Source organism: Mycobacterium sp. PTI7 (genome assembly GCF_056679845.1).
Window position 1 is genome coordinate 3,993,581 of the sequence record NZ_CM155252.1, and the last position, 18,038, is coordinate 4,011,618.

The 18,038-nt window shown below is 70.3% G+C and carries 17 protein-coding genes; 8 read left to right on the plus strand and 9 right to left on the minus strand.

The features are described 5' to 3' along the window. Positions 1 to 26 precede the first annotated feature (26 nt). The 3 genes from AC1MEY_RS19240 to AC1MEY_RS19250 all read left to right on the plus strand — a co-directional run bounded on the left by AC1MEY_RS19240 (position 27) and on the right by AC1MEY_RS19250 (position 2,385). Positions 27 to 674, plus strand: a complete 648-nt coding sequence (locus AC1MEY_RS19240; protein WP_480227023.1) for a SatD family protein — start codon at positions 27 to 29, stop codon at positions 672 to 674. Beyond that, positions 671 to 1,411, plus strand: a complete 741-nt coding sequence (locus AC1MEY_RS19245) for a hypothetical protein (protein ID WP_480227024.1) — start codon at positions 671 to 673, stop codon at positions 1,409 to 1,411. Before AC1MEY_RS19240 ends, AC1MEY_RS19245 begins: the two co-directional genes overlap by 4 nt. A 104-nt stretch (positions 1,412 to 1,515) precedes the next feature. Then, positions 1,516 to 2,385, plus strand: coding sequence for a hypothetical protein (locus AC1MEY_RS19250; protein ID WP_480231563.1), 870 nt, complete (start codon positions 1,516 to 1,518; stop codon positions 2,383 to 2,385). 81 nt (positions 2,386 to 2,466) lie between these two features. Here the strand turns inward: AC1MEY_RS19250 and fadA6 are convergent, their stop codons facing one another. The 8 genes from fadA6 to ipdE1 all read right to left on the minus strand — a co-directional run bounded on the left by fadA6 (position 2,467) and on the right by ipdE1 (position 9,781). Continuing rightward, positions 2,467 to 3,615: a steroid 3-ketoacyl-CoA thiolase FadA6 gene (gene fadA6 / locus AC1MEY_RS19255; protein WP_480227025.1), complete on the minus strand. Its 1,149-nt coding sequence runs from the start codon at positions 3,613 to 3,615 to the stop codon at positions 2,467 to 2,469. Next, on the minus strand, positions 3,612 to 4,214 hold the full coding sequence (kstR2, locus tag AC1MEY_RS19260) for a TetR family transcriptional regulator KstR2 (protein WP_480227026.1): 603 nt from the start codon (positions 4,212 to 4,214) through the stop codon (positions 3,612 to 3,614). The genes fadA6 and kstR2 overlap by 4 nt, the downstream gene beginning before the upstream one ends. A 42-nt stretch (positions 4,215 to 4,256) precedes the next feature. Continuing rightward, positions 4,257 to 5,777: a DUF4153 domain-containing protein gene (locus tag AC1MEY_RS19265; protein ID WP_480231564.1), complete on the minus strand. Its 1,521-nt coding sequence runs from the start codon at positions 5,775 to 5,777 to the stop codon at positions 4,257 to 4,259. A gap of 2 nt (positions 5,778 to 5,779) precedes the next feature. Further along, positions 5,780 to 6,805, minus strand: a complete 1,026-nt coding sequence (locus AC1MEY_RS19270; protein WP_480227027.1) for a HAMP domain-containing sensor histidine kinase — start codon at positions 6,803 to 6,805, stop codon at positions 5,780 to 5,782. Next, on the minus strand, positions 6,802 to 7,467 hold the full coding sequence (locus AC1MEY_RS19275) for a response regulator (protein ID WP_480227028.1): 666 nt from the start codon (positions 7,465 to 7,467) through the stop codon (positions 6,802 to 6,804). The genes AC1MEY_RS19270 and AC1MEY_RS19275 overlap by 4 nt, the downstream gene beginning before the upstream one ends. Before the next feature lie 72 nt (positions 7,468 to 7,539). Next, positions 7,540 to 7,803: a hypothetical protein gene (locus AC1MEY_RS19280; protein ID WP_480227029.1), complete on the minus strand. Its 264-nt coding sequence runs from the start codon at positions 7,801 to 7,803 to the stop codon at positions 7,540 to 7,542. A 14-nt stretch (positions 7,804 to 7,817) separates the two neighbouring features. Beyond that, positions 7,818 to 8,606, minus strand: a complete 789-nt coding sequence (ipdF, locus tag AC1MEY_RS19285) for a (5R,7aS)-5-hydroxy-7a-methyl-1-oxo-2,3,5,6,7,7a-hexahydro-1H-indene-carboxyl-CoA reductase (RefSeq protein ID WP_480227030.1) — start codon at positions 8,604 to 8,606, stop codon at positions 7,818 to 7,820. Then, positions 8,603 to 9,781: an acyl-CoA dehydrogenase IpdE1 gene (gene ipdE1 / locus AC1MEY_RS19290; RefSeq protein ID WP_480227031.1), complete on the minus strand. Its 1,179-nt coding sequence runs from the start codon at positions 9,779 to 9,781 to the stop codon at positions 8,603 to 8,605. The genes ipdF and ipdE1 overlap by 4 nt, the downstream gene beginning before the upstream one ends. 86 nt (positions 9,782 to 9,867) lie before the next feature. Between ipdE1 and fadD3 the strand changes: the two genes are divergently transcribed. Genes fadD3 through AC1MEY_RS19315 form a run of 5 tightly spaced genes read left to right on the plus strand, consistent with a single transcriptional unit; the run spans position 9,868 to position 15,626 of the window. Then, positions 9,868 to 11,400: a 3-((3aS,4S,7aS)-7a-methyl-1,5-dioxo-octahydro-1H-inden-4-yl)propanoate--CoA ligase FadD3 gene (gene fadD3 / locus AC1MEY_RS19295; protein WP_480231565.1), complete on the plus strand. Its 1,533-nt coding sequence runs from the start codon at positions 9,868 to 9,870 to the stop codon at positions 11,398 to 11,400. Next, positions 11,400 to 12,533, plus strand: a complete 1,134-nt coding sequence (locus AC1MEY_RS19300; RefSeq protein WP_480227032.1) for an acyl-CoA dehydrogenase family protein — start codon at positions 11,400 to 11,402, stop codon at positions 12,531 to 12,533. The genes fadD3 and AC1MEY_RS19300 overlap by 1 nt, the downstream gene beginning before the upstream one ends. Then, on the plus strand, positions 12,530 to 13,489 hold the full coding sequence (locus AC1MEY_RS19305) for an acyl-CoA dehydrogenase family protein (RefSeq protein WP_480227033.1): 960 nt from the start codon (positions 12,530 to 12,532) through the stop codon (positions 13,487 to 13,489). The genes AC1MEY_RS19300 and AC1MEY_RS19305 overlap by 4 nt, the downstream gene beginning before the upstream one ends. Then, positions 13,486 to 14,427, plus strand: a complete 942-nt coding sequence (gene ipdE2, locus AC1MEY_RS19310; RefSeq protein ID WP_480227034.1) for an acyl-CoA dehydrogenase IpdE2 — start codon at positions 13,486 to 13,488, stop codon at positions 14,425 to 14,427. Before AC1MEY_RS19305 ends, ipdE2 begins: the two co-directional genes overlap by 4 nt. A 32-nt stretch (positions 14,428 to 14,459) precedes the next feature. Continuing rightward, the gene (locus tag AC1MEY_RS19315; RefSeq protein WP_480227035.1) at positions 14,460 to 15,626 is read left to right on the plus strand and encodes a pyridoxal phosphate-dependent aminotransferase; all 1,167 of its coding nucleotides are present in this window, start codon (positions 14,460 to 14,462) and stop codon (positions 15,624 to 15,626) included. Here AC1MEY_RS19315 and AC1MEY_RS19320 read toward each other — a convergent pair. After that, complete coding sequence (locus tag AC1MEY_RS19320; protein ID WP_480227036.1) at positions 15,542 to 17,866, minus strand: putative bifunctional diguanylate cyclase/phosphodiesterase; 2,325 nt, start codon at positions 17,864 to 17,866, stop codon at positions 15,542 to 15,544. The genes AC1MEY_RS19315 and AC1MEY_RS19320 overlap by 85 nt on opposite strands. Positions 17,867 to 18,038: the final 172 nt, after the last annotated feature.

Below are 18,038 nucleotides of genomic sequence, written 5' to 3' on the forward strand. Positions count from 1 at the left end.
TGCGTTAGTGAAGCTATAGTCTTCACATGGCGGTGGTGAAGGCTGGAGCTACATCGAGGGCGACGCTCATCGGTGACGTCGTCGATTCCCGTGGCGCCGCCGACAGGGCCACACTGCACCGCGCGGTGAACGACGCCCTCGCCGCCGTCGCGGCGGGCGCCATCGATCCCCCGGCGTTCACGGTTGGCGACGAGTTCCAGGGCAGCTACGCCGGAGTGGGGTCCGCCATCGCGGCCGCCTGGCGGGTGCGGTTGGCGGTCGCGCCGTCCGTCGACGTGCGGTTCGGCATCGGCTGGGGCGAGGTCACCCTGCTCGACGAGGCGACCGGCATCCAGGACGGACCCGGCTGGTGGTCGGCGCGCGAGGCCATCGAATGGACGGCCGAGGCGCAGCGCCAACCCGGACTGGCCCTCGTCCGCACCACGTTCCGCACCGCCGACCCCGCCGCCGTCGACGCCGGTCCGATCAACGCCGCGCTGATGTGTCGGGACCACATGTTTGGATCACTCGACGAACGGTCCGTCCGCATCCTGAGAGGTCTCGTGTCCCACCGGTCGAAGAAGGAACTCGCCGCCGACGAGCAGATCAGCCCGTCGGCGGTCTCCCAGCGCGCCGGCCGCGACGGTCTCGACCTGATCCTGTCGGCATCGCGTCTGCTGGCGGAGATCCCGTGAGCATGCTGGCGGTGCTGCTGATCGCCGTCGGCGTCGGAGATGTCAGCCGTCGGCTGCTGGGGCGGCGCTGGCTGCCGCCGGTCATCGGCGTCGCCGTGGCGATCGGGGTCGCGATGCTCGCCGGGCTGTGGCACCTGGGCGATCTGGTGCTCCTGGCGGTGGCGTCCGTCGCATCCGTCGGTTGGCACGTGTCGTGTGAGCGCGCCGAGCGGACCGGCACCCGGCAGGCCACGCCGCTGCTGGTCCTCGGCGGGGCGGTCGCGGGGCTCATCCTGTTGTCCGGGTGGGGTTCCGACGTCGCGGGCCCGGTCGGGCGATGGTCGTCGTGGGTGGGCCTGGAGGTGACGCCCAACCGGATGCTGATGGCCGTCGGCGTCCTACTGGTGCAGGCGGCCACGGCCAATCAACTCGTGCGACTCGTCCTCGGGTCGGTGGGTTCGGTGAAGCCCGCCGGGCAACCGCAGGCGTCCGACCAACTCAAGGGCGGCCGTCTGCTGGGCCCGATGGAACGGCTGCTGATCGTCGGCCTCGGACTGGCCGGCCAGCTGACGATGGCGTCGGCCGTCGTCGCGGCCAAGAGCATCATCCGGTTCCCGGAGATCAGCGCGAAGCGCGACCGCGAGGGCAACACCGAACGCGTCGGCATCGACGACGTCACCGAGTACTTCCTCGTCGGCAGCTTCGCCAGTTGGATCGTGGCGTTCGGCGGGTTGGCGTTGGTCGCCGCGACGCACTAGATCGCGTCTTCGCCCATTCGTGAAATTACCGACGCTGACGCGGCGTGTCTCGTCGTCAGATTCACGAACGAGGCCATGTCAGTGGCCCTTGGCAGCATCCAGTCATGGGGGATTTGCCGTGGCCGTTCATCGGGTCGGAAGCGTTGACAGCGCGGGCCATTCCAGAACGCGCGATGCGCGAACTCTACGAAGCGGTGTATCCGGGTATCTACGTCCCATGGGGCATCCGCCCGTCGGCACGCCAGCGTGCGGTGGCCGCCTGGTTGTGGTCTCGGCGACGAGGAATCATCGCGGGGCAGTCCGCGGCTGCCATGCTGGGCGCCAAGTGGGTGGACGATGCCGGCCCGGCCGAGTTGATCTACGACAACCGCAAGCCTCCGTCCGGCATCACGGTGTGGTCCGACGTCGTCACCTCGGCAGAGGTGGTTCAGGTGGACGGCATGGCCGTCACGTCGGCCGCTCGGACCGCATTCGACCTGGGCCGTCACGTCACGCGCCAGGTAGCCGCGGTACAACGACTCGATGCGCTCGCGGCGGCGACCGACGTCAAGGTCGTCGACGTCGAAGCGGTGATGGCCGTACACCCCGGTGCGCGCGGATTGCCACGCCTCAGGACCGCCTTGGCGCTGATGGATGGCGGTGCGGAGTCACCGCAGGAGACCGCAGCGCGGCTCGCGCTCGTCGACGCAGGGCTGCCTGCGCCGCGCACCCAGGTGGTGGTGTGCAACGCCTACGGCGACTTCATCGCCCGCCTGGACATGGGTTACGGCGACGTCAAGGTAGGCATCGAGTACGACGGCCCGCAACACTGGACGGATCCTGCTGTGCGACAACGCGACATCGACAAGCAGGTGCAACTCGGCGACGAGGATTGGCGGATCGTGCGAGTGAGCCGAGACCTGCTCTACCGCCGCAGAGCCACGTACGTTGGCCGGGTCGTGACCGAACTTCGCCGACGCGGCTTCACCTGGTGATGATTCGTGAAACTGGCGACGCGACCGACACGCGTGCGATGCGTCGCAGGATTCACGAACACTCGGCGCAGGACGAAAGCCCTAGAGCCGCTCGATGATCGTCACGTTCGCGGTGCCGCCGCCCTCGCACATGGTCTGCAGGCCGTAGCGACCGCCGGTGCGCTCCAACGTGTTCAGCATCGTGGCGAACAGCTTGGCGCCGGTGGCACCGAGGGGGTGGCCCAGCGCGATGGCGCCGCCGCTGGGGTTCACCTTGGCGGGATCGGCTCCGGTCTCCTTCAACCACGCCATGACCACGGGTGCGAAGGCCTCGTTGATCTCGACGGTGTCGATGTCGTCCATCGTCAGGCCGGTCTTGGCCAGCGCATACTCGGTCGCGGGGATCGGGCCGGTCAGCATGTAGACGGGATCGGCTCCGCGCGCACTGATGTGGTGGATGCGGGCGCGCGGCGTGAGGCCGTGGTCGGCGACGGCCTGCTCGGAGGCGAGCAGCACCGCGCTGGCGCCGTCGGAGATCTGGCTGGCCATCGCCGCGGTCAGACGGCCGCCGTCGACGAGCGTCTTGAGCCCGGCCATCTTCTCCAGCGACGTGTCGCGCGGGCCCTCGTCGGTGGCGAAGCCGTCCACTGCCAGGATCTCGTTCTCGAAGTGGCCCGCACGGATCGCCTCCTGCGCGCGCTGGTGGCTGGTCAGCGAGTACTGCTCCATCTCCTCGCGCGTCAGGGCCCACTTCTCGGCGATCATCTCGGATCCGCGGAACTGCGAGATCTCCTGGTCGCCGTAGCGGTGCAACCAGCTCTTGGACTCGTTGGTGGGCGACGTGAAGCCGAACTGCTCGCCGACGATCATCGCCGAGCTGATCGGGATCTGGCTCATGTTCTGCATGCCACCGGCGACGATGACGTCCGCGGTGCCCGACATGATTGCCTGTGCACCAAACGAAATGGCCTGCTGGCTGGAGCCGCACTGCCGGTCGACGGTGACGCCCGGGACCTCTTCGGGGAAGCCGGCCGCAAGCCACGACAGCCGCGCGATGTTGCCGGCCTGGCCGCCGACGGCGTCCACGCAGCCCGCGATGACGTCGTCGACGGCACCCGGGTCGAGGTCGGTGCGGGCGAACAGGCCGCGCCAGGCGGCGGCGCCCAGATCGACGGGATGCAGGCCGGCGAGCGATCCGTTGCGCTTGCCGACGGCGGTCCGGACGGCATCGATGACGTAGGCCTCGGTCATGGGCTGTCTCCTTCTGATGTGGTGATGCCACCGAGCACGATGGCCAGGTACTGCTCGCCGACCTGCTGGGCCGTGAGCGGTCCGCCGGGCTGGTACCAGCGGACCGACACCCAGGTGGTGTCGCGGATGAATCGGTAGACGAGGTCGACGTCGAGTTCGGGCCGGAAGTGCCCGTCCGCGACGCCCTGCTTGAGGATGTCGACCCACATCTGGCGCTGCTCGACGTTGCGCTCGTCGACGAAGCCGAACTGGGGCAGCGACGAGAGCCGCTTGGCCTCGTCCTGGTAGATGACGACCTGGGCGTGCCGGTGCTCGATGGCCTCGAACGACGCCATGAACAGTCCCTTGACGCGGCCGAGCGAGTCGGGCTCGGCGTCGAGAATCTCGCGGTAGCGCCCGAACAGCCAGTCGAGGAAGTCCTTCAGGACCTCTTCGACCATCTGCTCCTTGGACTTGAAGTGGTGGTAGAGGCTGCCGGAGAGGATTCCGGCCGAGTCGGCGATGTCGCGCACGGTGGTGGCGCGCAGTCCGCGGTCGGCGAACATCGTCGCGGCGAGGTCGAGCAACTCGTCACGGCGGCTGAGCGGCGCCTTGTCCACGGGGCCAGGGTATCAACCAAGCGCTTGCTCGGCCAGCTCGGGCTACTCCCCGTACTCCCCGTACTGCAGGCACATCGCCGTCGACGGGTCGTCGTGCGCCGCCCGCCAGCGTGACAGGTTGAACTCGAACCAGGGATCCCGGTCCTTCGCACGGTAGACGGCGCACATCTGCATGTCCTCGGGGAGGCGGTCCAGCGCCGGCTGAACGTCGGACGACAGCCGCAGCAGGTACTCGACGTCCAGCTGTCCGGTCTGCTCGTAGCGGTCGACGTTGCGATCGGCGATCATGCGCTCCGGATCGAGCGCGGCCAGCCCGAGCAGCGTCACGACGCCCGCGAACAGCACCGCGGTGGGCAGCCAGCGCCCGGACATGCGAAGGCCCGCAAGCGCGATCAGGACGAACACCGCGCCGAGCCACAGCTCGATCGCGATCACCACGATCCGCAGGACGCTGAACCCGTACGCCTCCTGATAGAGCCACATCCGGTGGATCGCCGAGATCACCACGACCACCGACGTGGCGCAGAGGACGCCCACCAGCACGCGGACCAGTCGACGGTCCGCCGTGGTCTCGCGCGCGGCGACCCGGATGACCACGCTGAGCACCAGCAGCGTCAGCGCCGACACCCACAGCAGCTGCCAGAAGCCCTGGCGCGCGTACTCGGCGTAGGTCAGACCGTCGGTCTCCAGTACGTGCGCATGCCCGCCGAACAGCACGGCGGCCTGCACCGCGACGAACCCGATGAACAGGACGTCGAGCACGGCGAGCGGAATCGCCCACTCCCAGTTGGGCACCGAGGCCCGTCGAGCCGGGGCGAGTGCGTCCAGCCGCGGCGGTTGGCGCAGCAGGTAACCGCCGCCGAGCACGAAGAGGAGCACCAGCAGGCCGACCAGCACCCGCACCTGGGCGTCGACGACCTGCCACCGGGGCACGATGCCGTCCACCAGGCGGTCGAACGCCGGATCCGCCGCGGCGAACAGGCTCCCGAAGACCAGGACCAGCACCGCGGTGATCACCGCGACGAGCAGCATCCGGCCGACGCCGGGCCGGCCGCGACGGGCGGGTCCGACGGCACGACGCGCCCACCCGACCGCCCTGGCCGGTACCAGCCAGCCGACGATCGACGCCGCGACCACGGCGGTCCAGGTCCGGCCGCCCGCCAGCGTGGTCCACCCGACCAGCCACGCGGCCGCGATGCACAGCACGCCGAGCCACTCGGCGGCGAGGATCGCTGGCACGGCCAGCAGCAGCAGCGTCACCGCGATGCCGGCGGCCTCCCGGCGCGTCGGGCGGCGCTCCGCGGTGCCGTAGACGACGCCGAACACCAGCACGCCCACCAGCAGGTAGCCGATGCTCAACACCGACACCCGCCAGAACAGGCCACCGAGGACGGCGACCGCCAGCGCCAGCGGGACGAACCGTCGCGGTGCGGCGGCCAGCGGATCGAACGGCCACACGCGGCGTGGCCAGACCGTCCAGCCGGGCTCGCCGCGGCGCGGCAGCGCGGGCCCCAGCACCGGCGGCGGTGGGGGCGGCGCCACCGGCCGCCCGGGAACCATCATGGTCACGCGTGCTCCTCCGTCGACTGTGGAATGACGACCTCGATCAGGCATCCCGACCTGACATCCTTGACTGCTATCGATCCGCCGTGCAGGTCGACGGCCCACCGGGCGATCGCCAGGCCGAGTCCGGTTCCGCCCGCGGACGTGTCACCGCGGCTGAAGCGCTCGAAGACGCGTTCCCGCTCGGCGAGCGGGATGCCCGGCCCCTGGTCGCCGACCTCCAGCCGCAAGCCGCCACGCTCGGCGGCGCACGCGCGGACCGACACCCGGCCACCGGTCGGACTGTGGCGGATCGCGTTGTCCACCAGGTTGACCACCACCTGCTTCAACCGGGCCGGATCCGCCACGAACGTCAGCCCGGGCGGGGTCACCCCGATCACGACGTCCACGTCGGGCACCGACACGGCGACGTGCGAGACGCACTCCGACAGGAGGTCCCCGACACCGAACCGGTTGTGCTGCAATCGGATCGCGCCCGCCTCGAGACGGGACAGGTCGAGCAGGTCGTCGACGAGGGCGCCGAGCCGCTCCGTCTGCGACAGTGCGACCCGCATGGTCTCGGCGTCCGGAGTGGCGACGCCGTCGACGACGTTCTCCAGGACGGCACGCAGGGCGGTGATGGGTGTCCGCAGCTCGTGGGACACGTTGCCGATCAGCCCGCGGCGGTACTCGTCGGCAGCTCCGAGATCGGCGGCCATCTGGTTGAACGCCGTCGCCAGCTGGCCGACCTCGTCACGTGAGGTGGCCCGCACCCGCCTGCTGTAGTCGCCGCGTGCCATGGCCCGGGCGGCGGCGGTCATCTGCCGCAGCGGCGAGGTCATCCCGTGGGCGAGGAACTGGGTGAGTACGAGCGACGTGGCCAGCGCGGCCAGCAGCGCGTAGCGGAACTGCCAGCTGGCGCCCACCCAGAACGTGAACGCGGCCAACGTGATCGCACTGCCCACCAGCAGCGCCATCTTCACCTTGAACGACGCGAACGGATCCAGCGGCCGGGGCACCCGGTCCCAGAGGGCGGAGAGCCGGCTCATCGCGGTGCGTCCAGCGCGTACCCCACGCCGTGCACCGTGCGGATCAGATCCGGTCCGAGCTTGCGGCGCAACGCCTTCACGTGACTGTCCACCGTCCGGGTCTCGGTCTCCGAGGTCCAGCCCCACACCTGCTCGAGCAGGGTGTCGCGACTGACGGCGGCGCGAGGCCGGCCGGCGAGGAAGGCCAGCACGTCGAATTCGAGTTTGGTGAGGTGGATCTCGTCGGCTCCTCGATGGACACGCCGCGCCAGCAGGTCGATCCGGCAGTCCCCGAACGACATCGGCGGCTCGGCATCGGTGCGCTCGACGCGCCTTAGCAGCACCCGGATGCGCGCGACGAGTTCGCGCATGCTGAACGGCTTGGTCAGGTAGTCATCGGCGCCGATGCCGAGGCCCACCAGCATGTCGGTCTCGTCGCTGCGCGCGGTCAGCATCAGCACGGGCACCGGGCGCTCGGCCTGGATCCGGCGGCACACCTCCAGCCCGTCGAATCCGGGCAGCATCACGTCGAGCACCACCAGGTCCGGCTCGGTGGCCGCCGCGGTCGCCACCGCGGACGGGCCGTCGACGGCGGTCTCCACCTGGAACTCCTCGGCGCGGAGGCGGGTGGCCACCGCGGCGAGGATGGTCGGCTCGTCGTCGACCACCAGGATGCGCTTCACATCCCAGACCGTACGTGCCGGATGTGGTGCTTTTCGGCACCACTCGTGAAGATCCCGTGGAGATCCGCGGCGTCAGCCGAGGTCGCCGATGTCCGTGTTCCCGTTGTCGCCGGAGCCGCAGGATGCGACGAGGGACACCCGCTTGTCGACGACGTCCCCGGTCGAGGAGTTCCTGCCGTTGCGCTCCTTGAGCAGCTTGGCGACGGTGGCGTCCTGGTTGTCCGTGCGCATGGCCAGGAAGTCGGCGCAGGAGGTGTCACCGCCGGAGTTGCTGGCGCCGGAGCACCCCGCGACGAGCATGACGAGACACGCCGCAGCCGCTACCGTTCGCTTCACCCCGCCCAGCGTAGTCAGGCGCGCTGGCTCGACACCGAGATGACCTCGCCGGTCAGGTAGCTGGAGTAGTCACTGGCCAGGAACGCGATGGTGGTGGCGATCTCCCAGGGCTCGGCGGCCCTGCCGAACGCCTCGTCGGACGACAGCTGGTCGAGCAACTCCGACGAGCTGGTCTTCTCCAGGAACTTGTGCCGGGCGATGCTCGGCGACACCGCGTTGATGCGCACGCCGAACTCGACGGCCTCGATGGCGCTGCACCGGGTCAGCGCCATCACGCCCGCCTTGGCGGCGGCGTAGTGCGACTGGGAGTGCTGTCCGCGCCAGCCCAGCACGCTGGCGTTGTTCACGATGACGCCACCGTGGTCGACACCGCGGAAGTAGCGCAGCGCCGCCCGGGTCGCGCGCATCACCGACGTCAGCGTCACGTTGAGGACGCGGTCCCACTCGTCGTCGGTCATGTCGACGACGGGCGTCTGGCCGCCCAGCCCCGCGTTGTTGACCAGGACGTCGAGCCTGCCCGCCTTCTCGACGGTCGCCTCGAGCAGCGCGTCGACCGCCGCGGTGGACGTCACGTCGCACACGACGGCCTCCACGCGGCCGAGACCGAGCGCGGCGAGTTCGTCGCGGGTCTCGTTGAGGCGGCGCTCGTGGTAGTCGGACACCACGACGTCGGCGCCCTCGAGCAGCGCGCGGCGAGCGGTCGTCGACCCGATGCCGGTGCCCGCGGCGGCGGTGACGAGCACGACCTTGCCCTCGAGCAGACCGTGGCCGCCGATCTCGGTGGGAGTCGCGGAGAGATTCACTGTCCCTTGGCCTCTCGAGGCAGGCCGAGCACGCGCTCGGCGATGATGTTGCGCTGGATCTCGTTCGAGCCGCCGTAGATGGTGTCCGACCGGGAGAACAGGTAGAGCCGCTGCCACTCGTCGAACTCGCCGTCGTCGAGGGTCAGGCCGGCGGCCCCGCGAACGTCCATCGCGATCTCGCCGAGTTCGCGATGCCAGTTGGCCCACAACAGCTTCGAGACACTGTCCTGCCCGCCGCCCATGGCCGAGCCGGTGCGGTCGCCGTCCCCGAGGTCCATGGTCGCCATCGCGTACGAGCGCATTGTCCGCAGGCCCGCCCAGGACCGCGTCAGCCGTTCGCGGATGAGCGGATCGTCCGCGGCACCGGTCTTCTTGGCGAGGTCGACGATGCCGAGCAGCTCGCGGCGGTACTGAATCTGCTGGCCCAGCGTCGAGACGCCGCGCTCGAACGTCAGGGTGCCCATCGCGACGCGCCAGCCGTCACCGGGCTCCCCGACGACGAGGTCGGCGTCGGTGCGGGCGCCGTCGAAGAACACCTCGTTGAACTCGGAGTCGCCGGTGAGCTGGATGATCGGGCGGATCTCCACGCCGGGTTGCTCCAGCGGGACCAGCAGGTAGGACAGGCCCGCGTGCCGTTTGGAGCCCTTCTCGGTGCGCGCGATGACGAAGCACCACTGCGCCCAGTGCGCCAGCGAGGTCCAGACCTTCTGGCCGTTGATGATCCACGCGTCGCCGTCCAGTTCGGCCGACGTCGCGACGTTGGCCAGGTCGCTACCCGCACCCGGCTCGGAGTAGCCCTGCGACCACAGCTCGGTGACGTCGAGGATCCTGGGGAGGAAGCGCTGCTGCTGTTCCGGGGTGCCGTAGGCGATGAGCGTGGGTCCGAGCAGTTCCTCACCGAGGTGGTTGACCTTGTCGGGGGCGTCCGCCTTGGCGTACTCCTCGTAGAACGCGACGCGATGGGCGGTGGTGAGACCTCGTCCGCCGTGTTCCTCGGGCCAGCCGAGACAGGTGAGACCGGCCTTCGCGAGGTGCTGGTTCCAGGCCAGCCGCTCCTCGAAGGCCTCGTGCTCGCGACCCGGGCCACCGAGTCCCTTGAGCGCCGCGTAGTCGCCGACCAGATTGTCGGCGAGCCACTGCCTGACCTCGGTCCTGAACTCCTCGACCTCTATCACTCCTGTAGGCTAACCTACCAAGCACTTGCTTTGTTAGAGGAGCGTCAATGCCGTCGCCCAGTGGGCAGGAGCGGAGCGACCGGGGTATGTATCACCCAAGGACGATCCCGGGTGTGCTGGACCGGATCGCCGACCGACTTCCCGACCACCTCGCCATCCTCACCGACGACCGCAGCGTCACCTTCGCCGAGCTGAAGGCCGAGGTCAGACGTGCCGCGGCGGCGATCGTCGCGCTCGGCGTGAACGCCGGCGACCGGGTCGCGATCTGGTCGCCCAACACCTGGCACTGGGTGGTCGCGAGCCTGGCCACCACTTACGCGGGTGCGGTCGTCGTGCCGCTCAACACCCGGTACACGGCCTCCGAGGCTACCGACATCCTGGCGCGCACCGAGGCACCGCTGCTGATCGGAATGGGCCGCTTCCTCGGCGCCGACCGGCTGGCAGACCTCGACCGGTCCAGCCTTCCGGCGCTTCGCCACGTGGTGCGCATCCCGGTCGACGACGCCGACGGAACCTGGGACGAGTTCGTCTCCCGCGGCACGGATCTCGACGCCGCCGACGCCCGCGCGGCCGCCGTGACCGCCGACGACGTCGCGGACGTCCTCTTCACGTCCGGCACCACCGGTCGCAGCAAGGGCGTGCTGTGCGCGCACCGCCAGTCCCTCGAGGCACCCGCGGCGTGGGCGGCGTGCGGCCAGGTCACCGACGCCGACCGCTACCTGTGCATCAACCCGTTCTTCCACAACTTCGGCTACAAGGCGGGCATCCTGGCGTGCCTGCAGACCGGCGCGACGCTGGTCCCCCAGTTGACGTTCGACCCCGAGCGGGCGATGCAGGCCGTGCAGGACAACGGCATCACGGTGCTGCCCGGGCCCCCGACCATCTACCAGACGCTGCTCGACCATCCCCGCCGCGGCGACTACGACCTCACCTCGCTGCGCTTCGCGGTGACCGGCGCCGCCACCATCCCCGTCGTGCTGATCGAGCGGATGCAGACCGAACTCGACATCGACGTGGTGCTCACCGCCTACGGGCTCACCGAGGCAAGCGGATTCGGGACCATGTGCCGCGCCGACGACGACGCCGTGACCGTCGCGACCACCAGCGGGCGGCCGATCGCCGACTTCGAGCTGCGGATCGCCGGCGACGACGGTGCGGATTCCGGCGAGGTCCTGCTGCGCGGCCCCAACGTGATGCTCGGCTACCTCGACGATCCCGAGGCCACCGCCGCCGCCATCGACGCCGACGGCTGGCTGCACACCGGCGACGTCGGAAGCCTGGACGCCGCAGGAAATCTCCGCATCACCGACCGCCTCAAGGACATGTACATCTGCGGCGGCTTCAACGTCTACCCCGCCGAGATCGAGCAGGTGCTCGCCCGGCTCGATGGCGTCGCCGAGTCGGCGGTGATCGGCGTACCCGACGACCGCCTCGGCGAGGTCGGCATGGCATTCGTCGTGGCGCGGCCCGGCGCCGAGTTGACCGAGAAGGGCGTGATCGCCTTCTGCCGCACGCACCTGGCCAACTTCAAGACCCCCCGATCGGTGACGTTCGTCCCGGCGCTCCCCCGCAACCCGGGCGGCAAGGTGGTCAAACCCCAACTGCGAGAGATGGTGTGATGGATCTCCAGATCGACGACGAGACGCAGGAGTTCCGGGTCGAGGTCCGCGACTTCCTGGCCGCCAACCGATCGCACTTCCCGACGAAGTCCTACGACACCGCCGAGGGCTTCGCCCAGCACCGCGACTGGGACAGGGTGCTGTTCGACGCGCGACTGTCGGTCATCGCGTGGCCGGAGAAGTACGGCGGACGCGACGCCTCCCTGCTGCAGTGGGTGGTCTACGAGGAGGAGTACTTCCGCGCCGGCGCACCGGGCCGCGCCAGCGCCAACGGCACCGGCATGCTCGCGCCGACGCTCTTCGCGCACGGCAGCGAGGAGCAGCGGGACCGCATCCTGCCGAAGATGGCCAGCGGCGAGGAGATCTGGGCGCAGGCCTGGTCGGAGCCCGAATCGGGCAGCGACCTCGCCTCGCTCCGGTCCACCGCGACCAAGACCGACGGCGGGTGGAAGCTCAACGGTCAGAAGATCTGGAGTTCGCGCGCCGTCTTCGGCGACCGCGCGTTCGGCCTGTTCCGGTCCGACCCCGAGGCGCAGCGCCACAAGGGCCTGACCTACTTCATGTTCGACCTGCGCGCCGACGGCGTCACGGTGCGCCCCATCCACCAGCTGGGCGGTGACACGGGATTCGGCGAGGTGTTCCTCGACGACGTCTTCGTGGCCGACGAGGACGTGATCGGTGGGGTGCACGACGGATGGCGCTCGGCGATGAACACGTCGAGCAACGAGCGAGGCATGTCACTGCGCAGTCCCGCCCGGTTCCTCGCGCCCGCCGAACGCCTGGTCGACGCCTGGAAGGCCGATCGGGACCCTGCGATCGCCGAGCGCGTGGCCGACGCGTGGATCAAGGCGCAGGCCTACCGTCTGCACACGTTCGGCACGGTGACGCGGCTGGTGAACGGCGGCGAACTCGGTGCCGAGTCGTCGGTCACCAAGGTGTTCTGGTCCGACCTCGACGTGGCGTTGCACCAGACGGCACTCGACCTCCGCGGGGCCGACGCCGAACTCGCCGACGCCTGGACCGACGGACTGCTGTTCGCCCTCGGCGGACCGATCTACGCGGGCACCAACGAGATTCAGCGCAACATCGTCGCCGAACGGTTGCTGGGACTGCCACGGGAGGCGAAGGCGTGAATTTCGAGATCGACGACCAGCAGCGCGACTTCGCGTCGAGCATCGACGCCGCACTCGGCGCCGCGAACGTTCCGGCGGCGGTGCGGGCGTGGGGTGCCGGCGACGTCGATCCCGGCCGCATGGTGTGGGCCACCCTCGCCGACCTCGGCGTGACGGCCTTGGCCGTCGCCGAGGAGTACGACGGCATCGACGCCCACCCCGTCGACCTGGTGGTGGCCGCCGAGCGCCTCGGCTACTGGGGCGTGCCCGGTCCGGTGACCGAATCGATTGCGGTCGCGCCGATCCTGCTCGCCGGCGACGGCCGATCCGCCGGTCTCGCGTCGGGCGAGCTGATTGCGACGGTGGCCATGGCGCCGCACGCGCCGCGTGCCGTCGACGCCGACACCGCGGGCGTGATCCTGGTGGCAGGCGACGGCACGGTCGCCGGCGGCGAGGCCGGTGAGGCCCACGGGTCCGTGGACCCCGCCCGCAGGTTGTTCGACGTGTCGCCCACCGGCGACACCCGGTCCGCGGACACCGCGCGTGCCTTCGAGTTCGGCGCGCTGATCACCGCCGCCCAGCTGGTGGGGGCCGGTCAGGCGATGCTCGACGCGTCGGTCGCATATGCCAAGCAGCGCAGCCAGTTCGGCAGGCTGATCGGCTCGTACCAGGCGATCAAGCACAAGCTCGCCGACGTGCACATCGCCGTCGAGATGGCGCGCCCGCTGGTCTACGGGGCGGCGCTGTCGCTCGCCGACGGCAACGCCGACACCGCGCGCGACGTGAGCGCCGCCAAGGCCGCCGCATCGGATGCCGCGCTGCTGTCGGCGAGGTCGTCGCTGCAGACGCACGGCGCGATCGGCTTCACCCAGGAACACGACCTGTCGCTGCTGCTGGTGCGGGTGCAGGCCCTGCGCTCCGCATGGGGCGATCCGACGTGGCACAGGCAGCGCGTGCTGAAGGAGTTGACGGCGTGAGCGACGAACGGGACATGTTGCGCGAGACCGTCTCGGCACTGGTCGAGAAGCACGCATCGCCCGCGGCGGTCCGCACGGCCATGGAGTCGGAGCGCGGCTACGACGAGGCCCTGTGGACGCTGCTGTGCGAGCAGGTCGGCGCGGCCGCACTGGTCGTACCCGAGGACCTCGGTGGAGCGGGCGGCGAACTCGGCGACGCCGCCGCGGTGATCGAGGAGCTGGGTCGCAACCTGGTCCCCACGCCGCTCCTGGGCACCACGCTGGCCGAACTCGCACTGCTGGCCGCCGACGCACCCGACGCCGAGACGCTCGGCGCGCTCGCGGAGGGCACCTCGATCGGCACCGTCGCGTTCGACCCGGACCACGTCCTGGGCGGCGACGTGGCCGACGTGGTCATCGGCCTGGACGGCGACCGGATGATCCGGTGGACGTCGTTCGAGGCGCATCCGCTGGTCACGATGGACCCGACCCGCAGGCTCGCCCGGCTCGACCCGTCCGAGACCAGTGACGTGGGCGCCGATCCCGGCCTCGCCGACCTCGCTGCCGTCCTGCTGGCAGCCGAGCAGATCGGCGCGGCGAGCCGCTGCCTGGACCTCACCGTCGCCTACACCAAGGACCGCGTCCAATTCGGTCGGGCGATCGGCAGCTTCCAGGCGTTGAAGCACCGGATGGCCGACCTGTACGTGCTGGTGCAGTCGGCGCGGGCCCTCGTCGACGATGCCGTCGCCGCTCCGTCGCCGACGTCGGCGGCCCTGGCCCGGTTCTCGGCCAGCGAGGCGTTCAGCGCCGTCGCCGCCGAGGCGATCCAGATGCACGGCGGGATCGCCATCACCTGGGAACACGACATTCAGCTGTACTTCAAGCGCGCGCACGGCAGCGCGCAACTCCTCGGCCCGCCGCGCGACCAGCTGCGGCGGCTCGAGGCCGAGGTGTTCTGACCCACGCGGGACGCGGGTCTAGCCTGAGTGCGATGAGCGACCGCGTGAGTGTCCGCGCCGGCATCCCGCCGTTCTACGTCATGGACGTGTGGCTGGCGGCGGCGGAACGGCAGCGCACGCACGGCGATCTGGTCAACCTCTCGGCCGGGCAGCCCGGCGCGCAGGCCCCCGCACCGATCCGCGACGCCGCCGCCCGAGCGCTCGCCGAGGACACCCTGGGCTACACCGTCGCGATGGGCATCCCCGCGCTGCGCGAGGGCATCGCCGCGTCGTACGCGACCCGGTACGGCGTGGACGTGGATCCCGCCGAGGTGGTGGTGACCACCGGATCCACGGGCGGGTTCCTGCTGTCGTTCCTGGCGAGCTTCGACGTCGGCGACCGCGTGGCCGTCAGCAGCCCCGGCTACCCCTGCTACCGGAACATCCTGTCGGCGCTGGGATGTGAGGTGGTGGAGGTGCCCTGTGGCCCCGACACCCGATTCCAGCCGACCGTCGAAATGCTCGCGGAGATCAGCCCACCGATCGCCGGGGTGGTCATCGCGAGCCCGGCCAATCCGACCGGAACCGTACTGCCGCCCGAAGATCTGGCGGCGATCGCGTCGTGGTGCGAGCGCTCCGGCGTCCAGCTGGTGAGCGACGAGATCTACCACGGACTGGTGTATCCCGGTGCGCCGCAGACGAGTTGTGCGTGGGAGACGTCGCGCGAGGCGATCGTGGTCAACAGTTTCTCGAAGTACTTCGCGATGACGGGCTGGCGCCTGGGCTGGCTGCTGGTGCCCGCGCGCCTGCTGCGCGCCGTCGACCGCCTGACGGGCAACTTCTCGATCTGTCCGCCGACGCTGCCGCAGCTGGCCGCGGTCGCCGCGTTCGATCCGGCGTCGATCGTGGCGGCCGACGCGCTGGTGGACCAGTACGCCGTCAACCGAGATCTGCTGCTGCGGGGCCTCCCCGAGATCGGTCTGCCGCGACTGGCGCCCGCCGACGGGGCGTTCTACGTGTACGCCGACATCGCCGACCACTCGACCGATTCCCTGGCGTTCTGCGCGAAACTGCTGGCGGACACCGGCGTTGCGATTGCCCCCGGCATCGACTTCGACACCGTGCACGGCGGTGCCTACGTGCGACTGTCCTTCGCCGGCGCGACCTCCGACATCGAGGAGGCGCTGCGCAGGATGGGACCCTGGCTCGCCGCGTACTGATCGCCCGACGGCGCGTCGAGCCACCGCTCCAGTTCGTCGGCGGGCAGCGGCGGGCAGTGCACGAAGCCCTGGGTGATGTCACACCCGTAGCGGCGCAGCGCCCGGAGCGTATCGACGTCCTCGACGCCCTCGGCGACGAGTTCGGCACCGAGACTGTGCGCGAGCGCCACGGTCGAGCGCACGATGGCGACGGATCGTGGGTCCTCGGTGAGACGGGCCACGAAGACCCCGTCGAGCTTGAGTTCGTCGACGGTCATCTCGTGCAGGCGGGCCAGCGACGACCAGCCCGTGCCGAAGTCGTCGATGGACAGCTTGAGGCCGAGTTCCTGCAACGCCTTCACGACGGTGTGGGAGCGGTGACCGTCGGACGTCAGGACGCCCTCGGTGATCTCGAGGATGAGTGCGTCCGCGGGGATGTCGTGGGTGTGCAGCAGCGCGCCGATGCGGGCGACGAGGTCCACGTCCAGCAGGTTGGTCACCGACAGGTTGACCGCGACCGTCATCTCGATCCCGCGGTCTCGCCAGACCCGGGCCTGGGCCAGCGCGACGTTCAGGACCGTGGTGGCCATCGGGCGCATCAGGCCGCCGCGCTCGGCGTAGGGCAGGAACTGGTCGGGCGCCAGCAGTCCGCGGACGGGGTGCTGCCAACGCACCAGCGCCTCCACGCTGTGCACGCGGCCGTCCGCGCTCAGCTTGGGTTGGTAGTGGCAGACGAGTTGGTCCTCGGCCAGCGCGACGCGCAGGTCGTCGACGATGCGACGCTCGTCGCCCCGGCGGGTGTCGTGCGCGGCGTCGTACACGGCGACCCGCACCGGTGAGCCCTTGGCGCGGTACATGGCGACGTCGGCGCACTGGAGCAGATCCTCGGGATGCAGGCTGTGCTGGGGGCACAGCGCGATGCCGACGCTCGCCTCGACGTGGACCGTGACGTCGATCAGGTGGAACGGCTCACGCAGGGCTTCGACGATGCGGGTGGCCACCTCGTGGGCGGCGGGCAACTCGATGCCCGGCGGGAACAGCACCGCGAACTCGTCGCCGCCGACGCGCGCCAGGAGATCCTCGCGACGCACTGACCGGGACAACCGGTCGGCGACCTGGCACAGCAGTTGATCGCCGACGTGGTGCCCGAGCGAGTCGTTGATCTCCTTGAACCTGTCGAGGTCGAGCAGCAGCAGACCCGGGCCCGGCGTGGACGACCTTCCCCGTGGGGACTGCCCGTACTCGAAGGACGCCGCGGTCAACGCCGTCGACATGGCCCGGCGGTTGGCGAGCCTGGTCAGGTCGTCCATCATGGCGTGGCGGTGGCTGTCGGCCAGCCCGCTGACCTCCCGGAATGCCAGTGCCAGGCGAGCGGTCACCGCGATGAGGCCGCCGGCGGCGAGCAGGACCGCCAGTCGCGGCATCTGCACCTCGCGGGAGAGGACCAGCAGCCCGACGAGGACGATCGCACCCAACAGCTGTGGCAGCCCCTTGCCGCGCAGCGGGCCCCGTGGGCGCGGCAGACCCGAGGTCGGCGCCAACCAGCTCGCCGCCGCGATCACCAGCGCTGCGGCCGGCCGCAGGGCGTCGAACCAGGTGCCCCGGACGTAGCTGCCGTCGGCGACGGAGAACATGAACAGCACGTCGGCGACGGCGTACATCACGAAACCGGCCAGCAGGAGCGTCCAGCGGCGGTCCGCGCGCCACCCCAGCACCGACAGGGCGCACACGGAGACGGTGACCAGCATGGCGTCGCCGATCGGGAACGCAAGGGCCATCAAGGCCGCCAGCGGAGCCGCGTTGGTGGCGGAACTGTAGGGGCCGAACGCCATCGTCGCGACGGATCCGGCGGCGAGACCGACGATGAGCGCATCGGCCCACAGTGCGGGTGGGAGGCGGGCCAGCCGCGTCCGCAGCAGCAGGAGCAATCCGGCGAACAGCAGCGGGTAGAAGCACAGCCACAGCGGACGCCATTCGTTGAGCGTCCCGAACGACGGGTACAGCAGATTGCGCACCGCCGGGATGAGCATTCCCGCCGCGATCAGCGCCCAGGCCAGCCGCCCGTTGCGACGCGACCACGCGCGCACCGCCACCGCGCCGGCTGCCACCAGCATCAACAGTGGGTACGACCACGCGCCGAGTTCGGCCAGAATCGCCACGTTGCTGCGTTGCACGATCGTCGCCGCGTAACCGATCGCGGCGAGGACCAGCGCCGCAAGGGTGATCCCGACCGTCCGTCGCGCAGAATCGGACGACCACATGACCTCGGAGGGCCGGGGCGTTGCTGGATCACCCTCGACCTGCGCGGCGCCAGTTTGTCCGGGCGTCGTTCGGGTCAACGATGGATGCATCCACTATCACCTCAGCTCGGTTCTGAACTGGTCGAACGACCCCCGCCCAGAGGAACCGGGCCGGATTCGCCTTGAGTTTGCC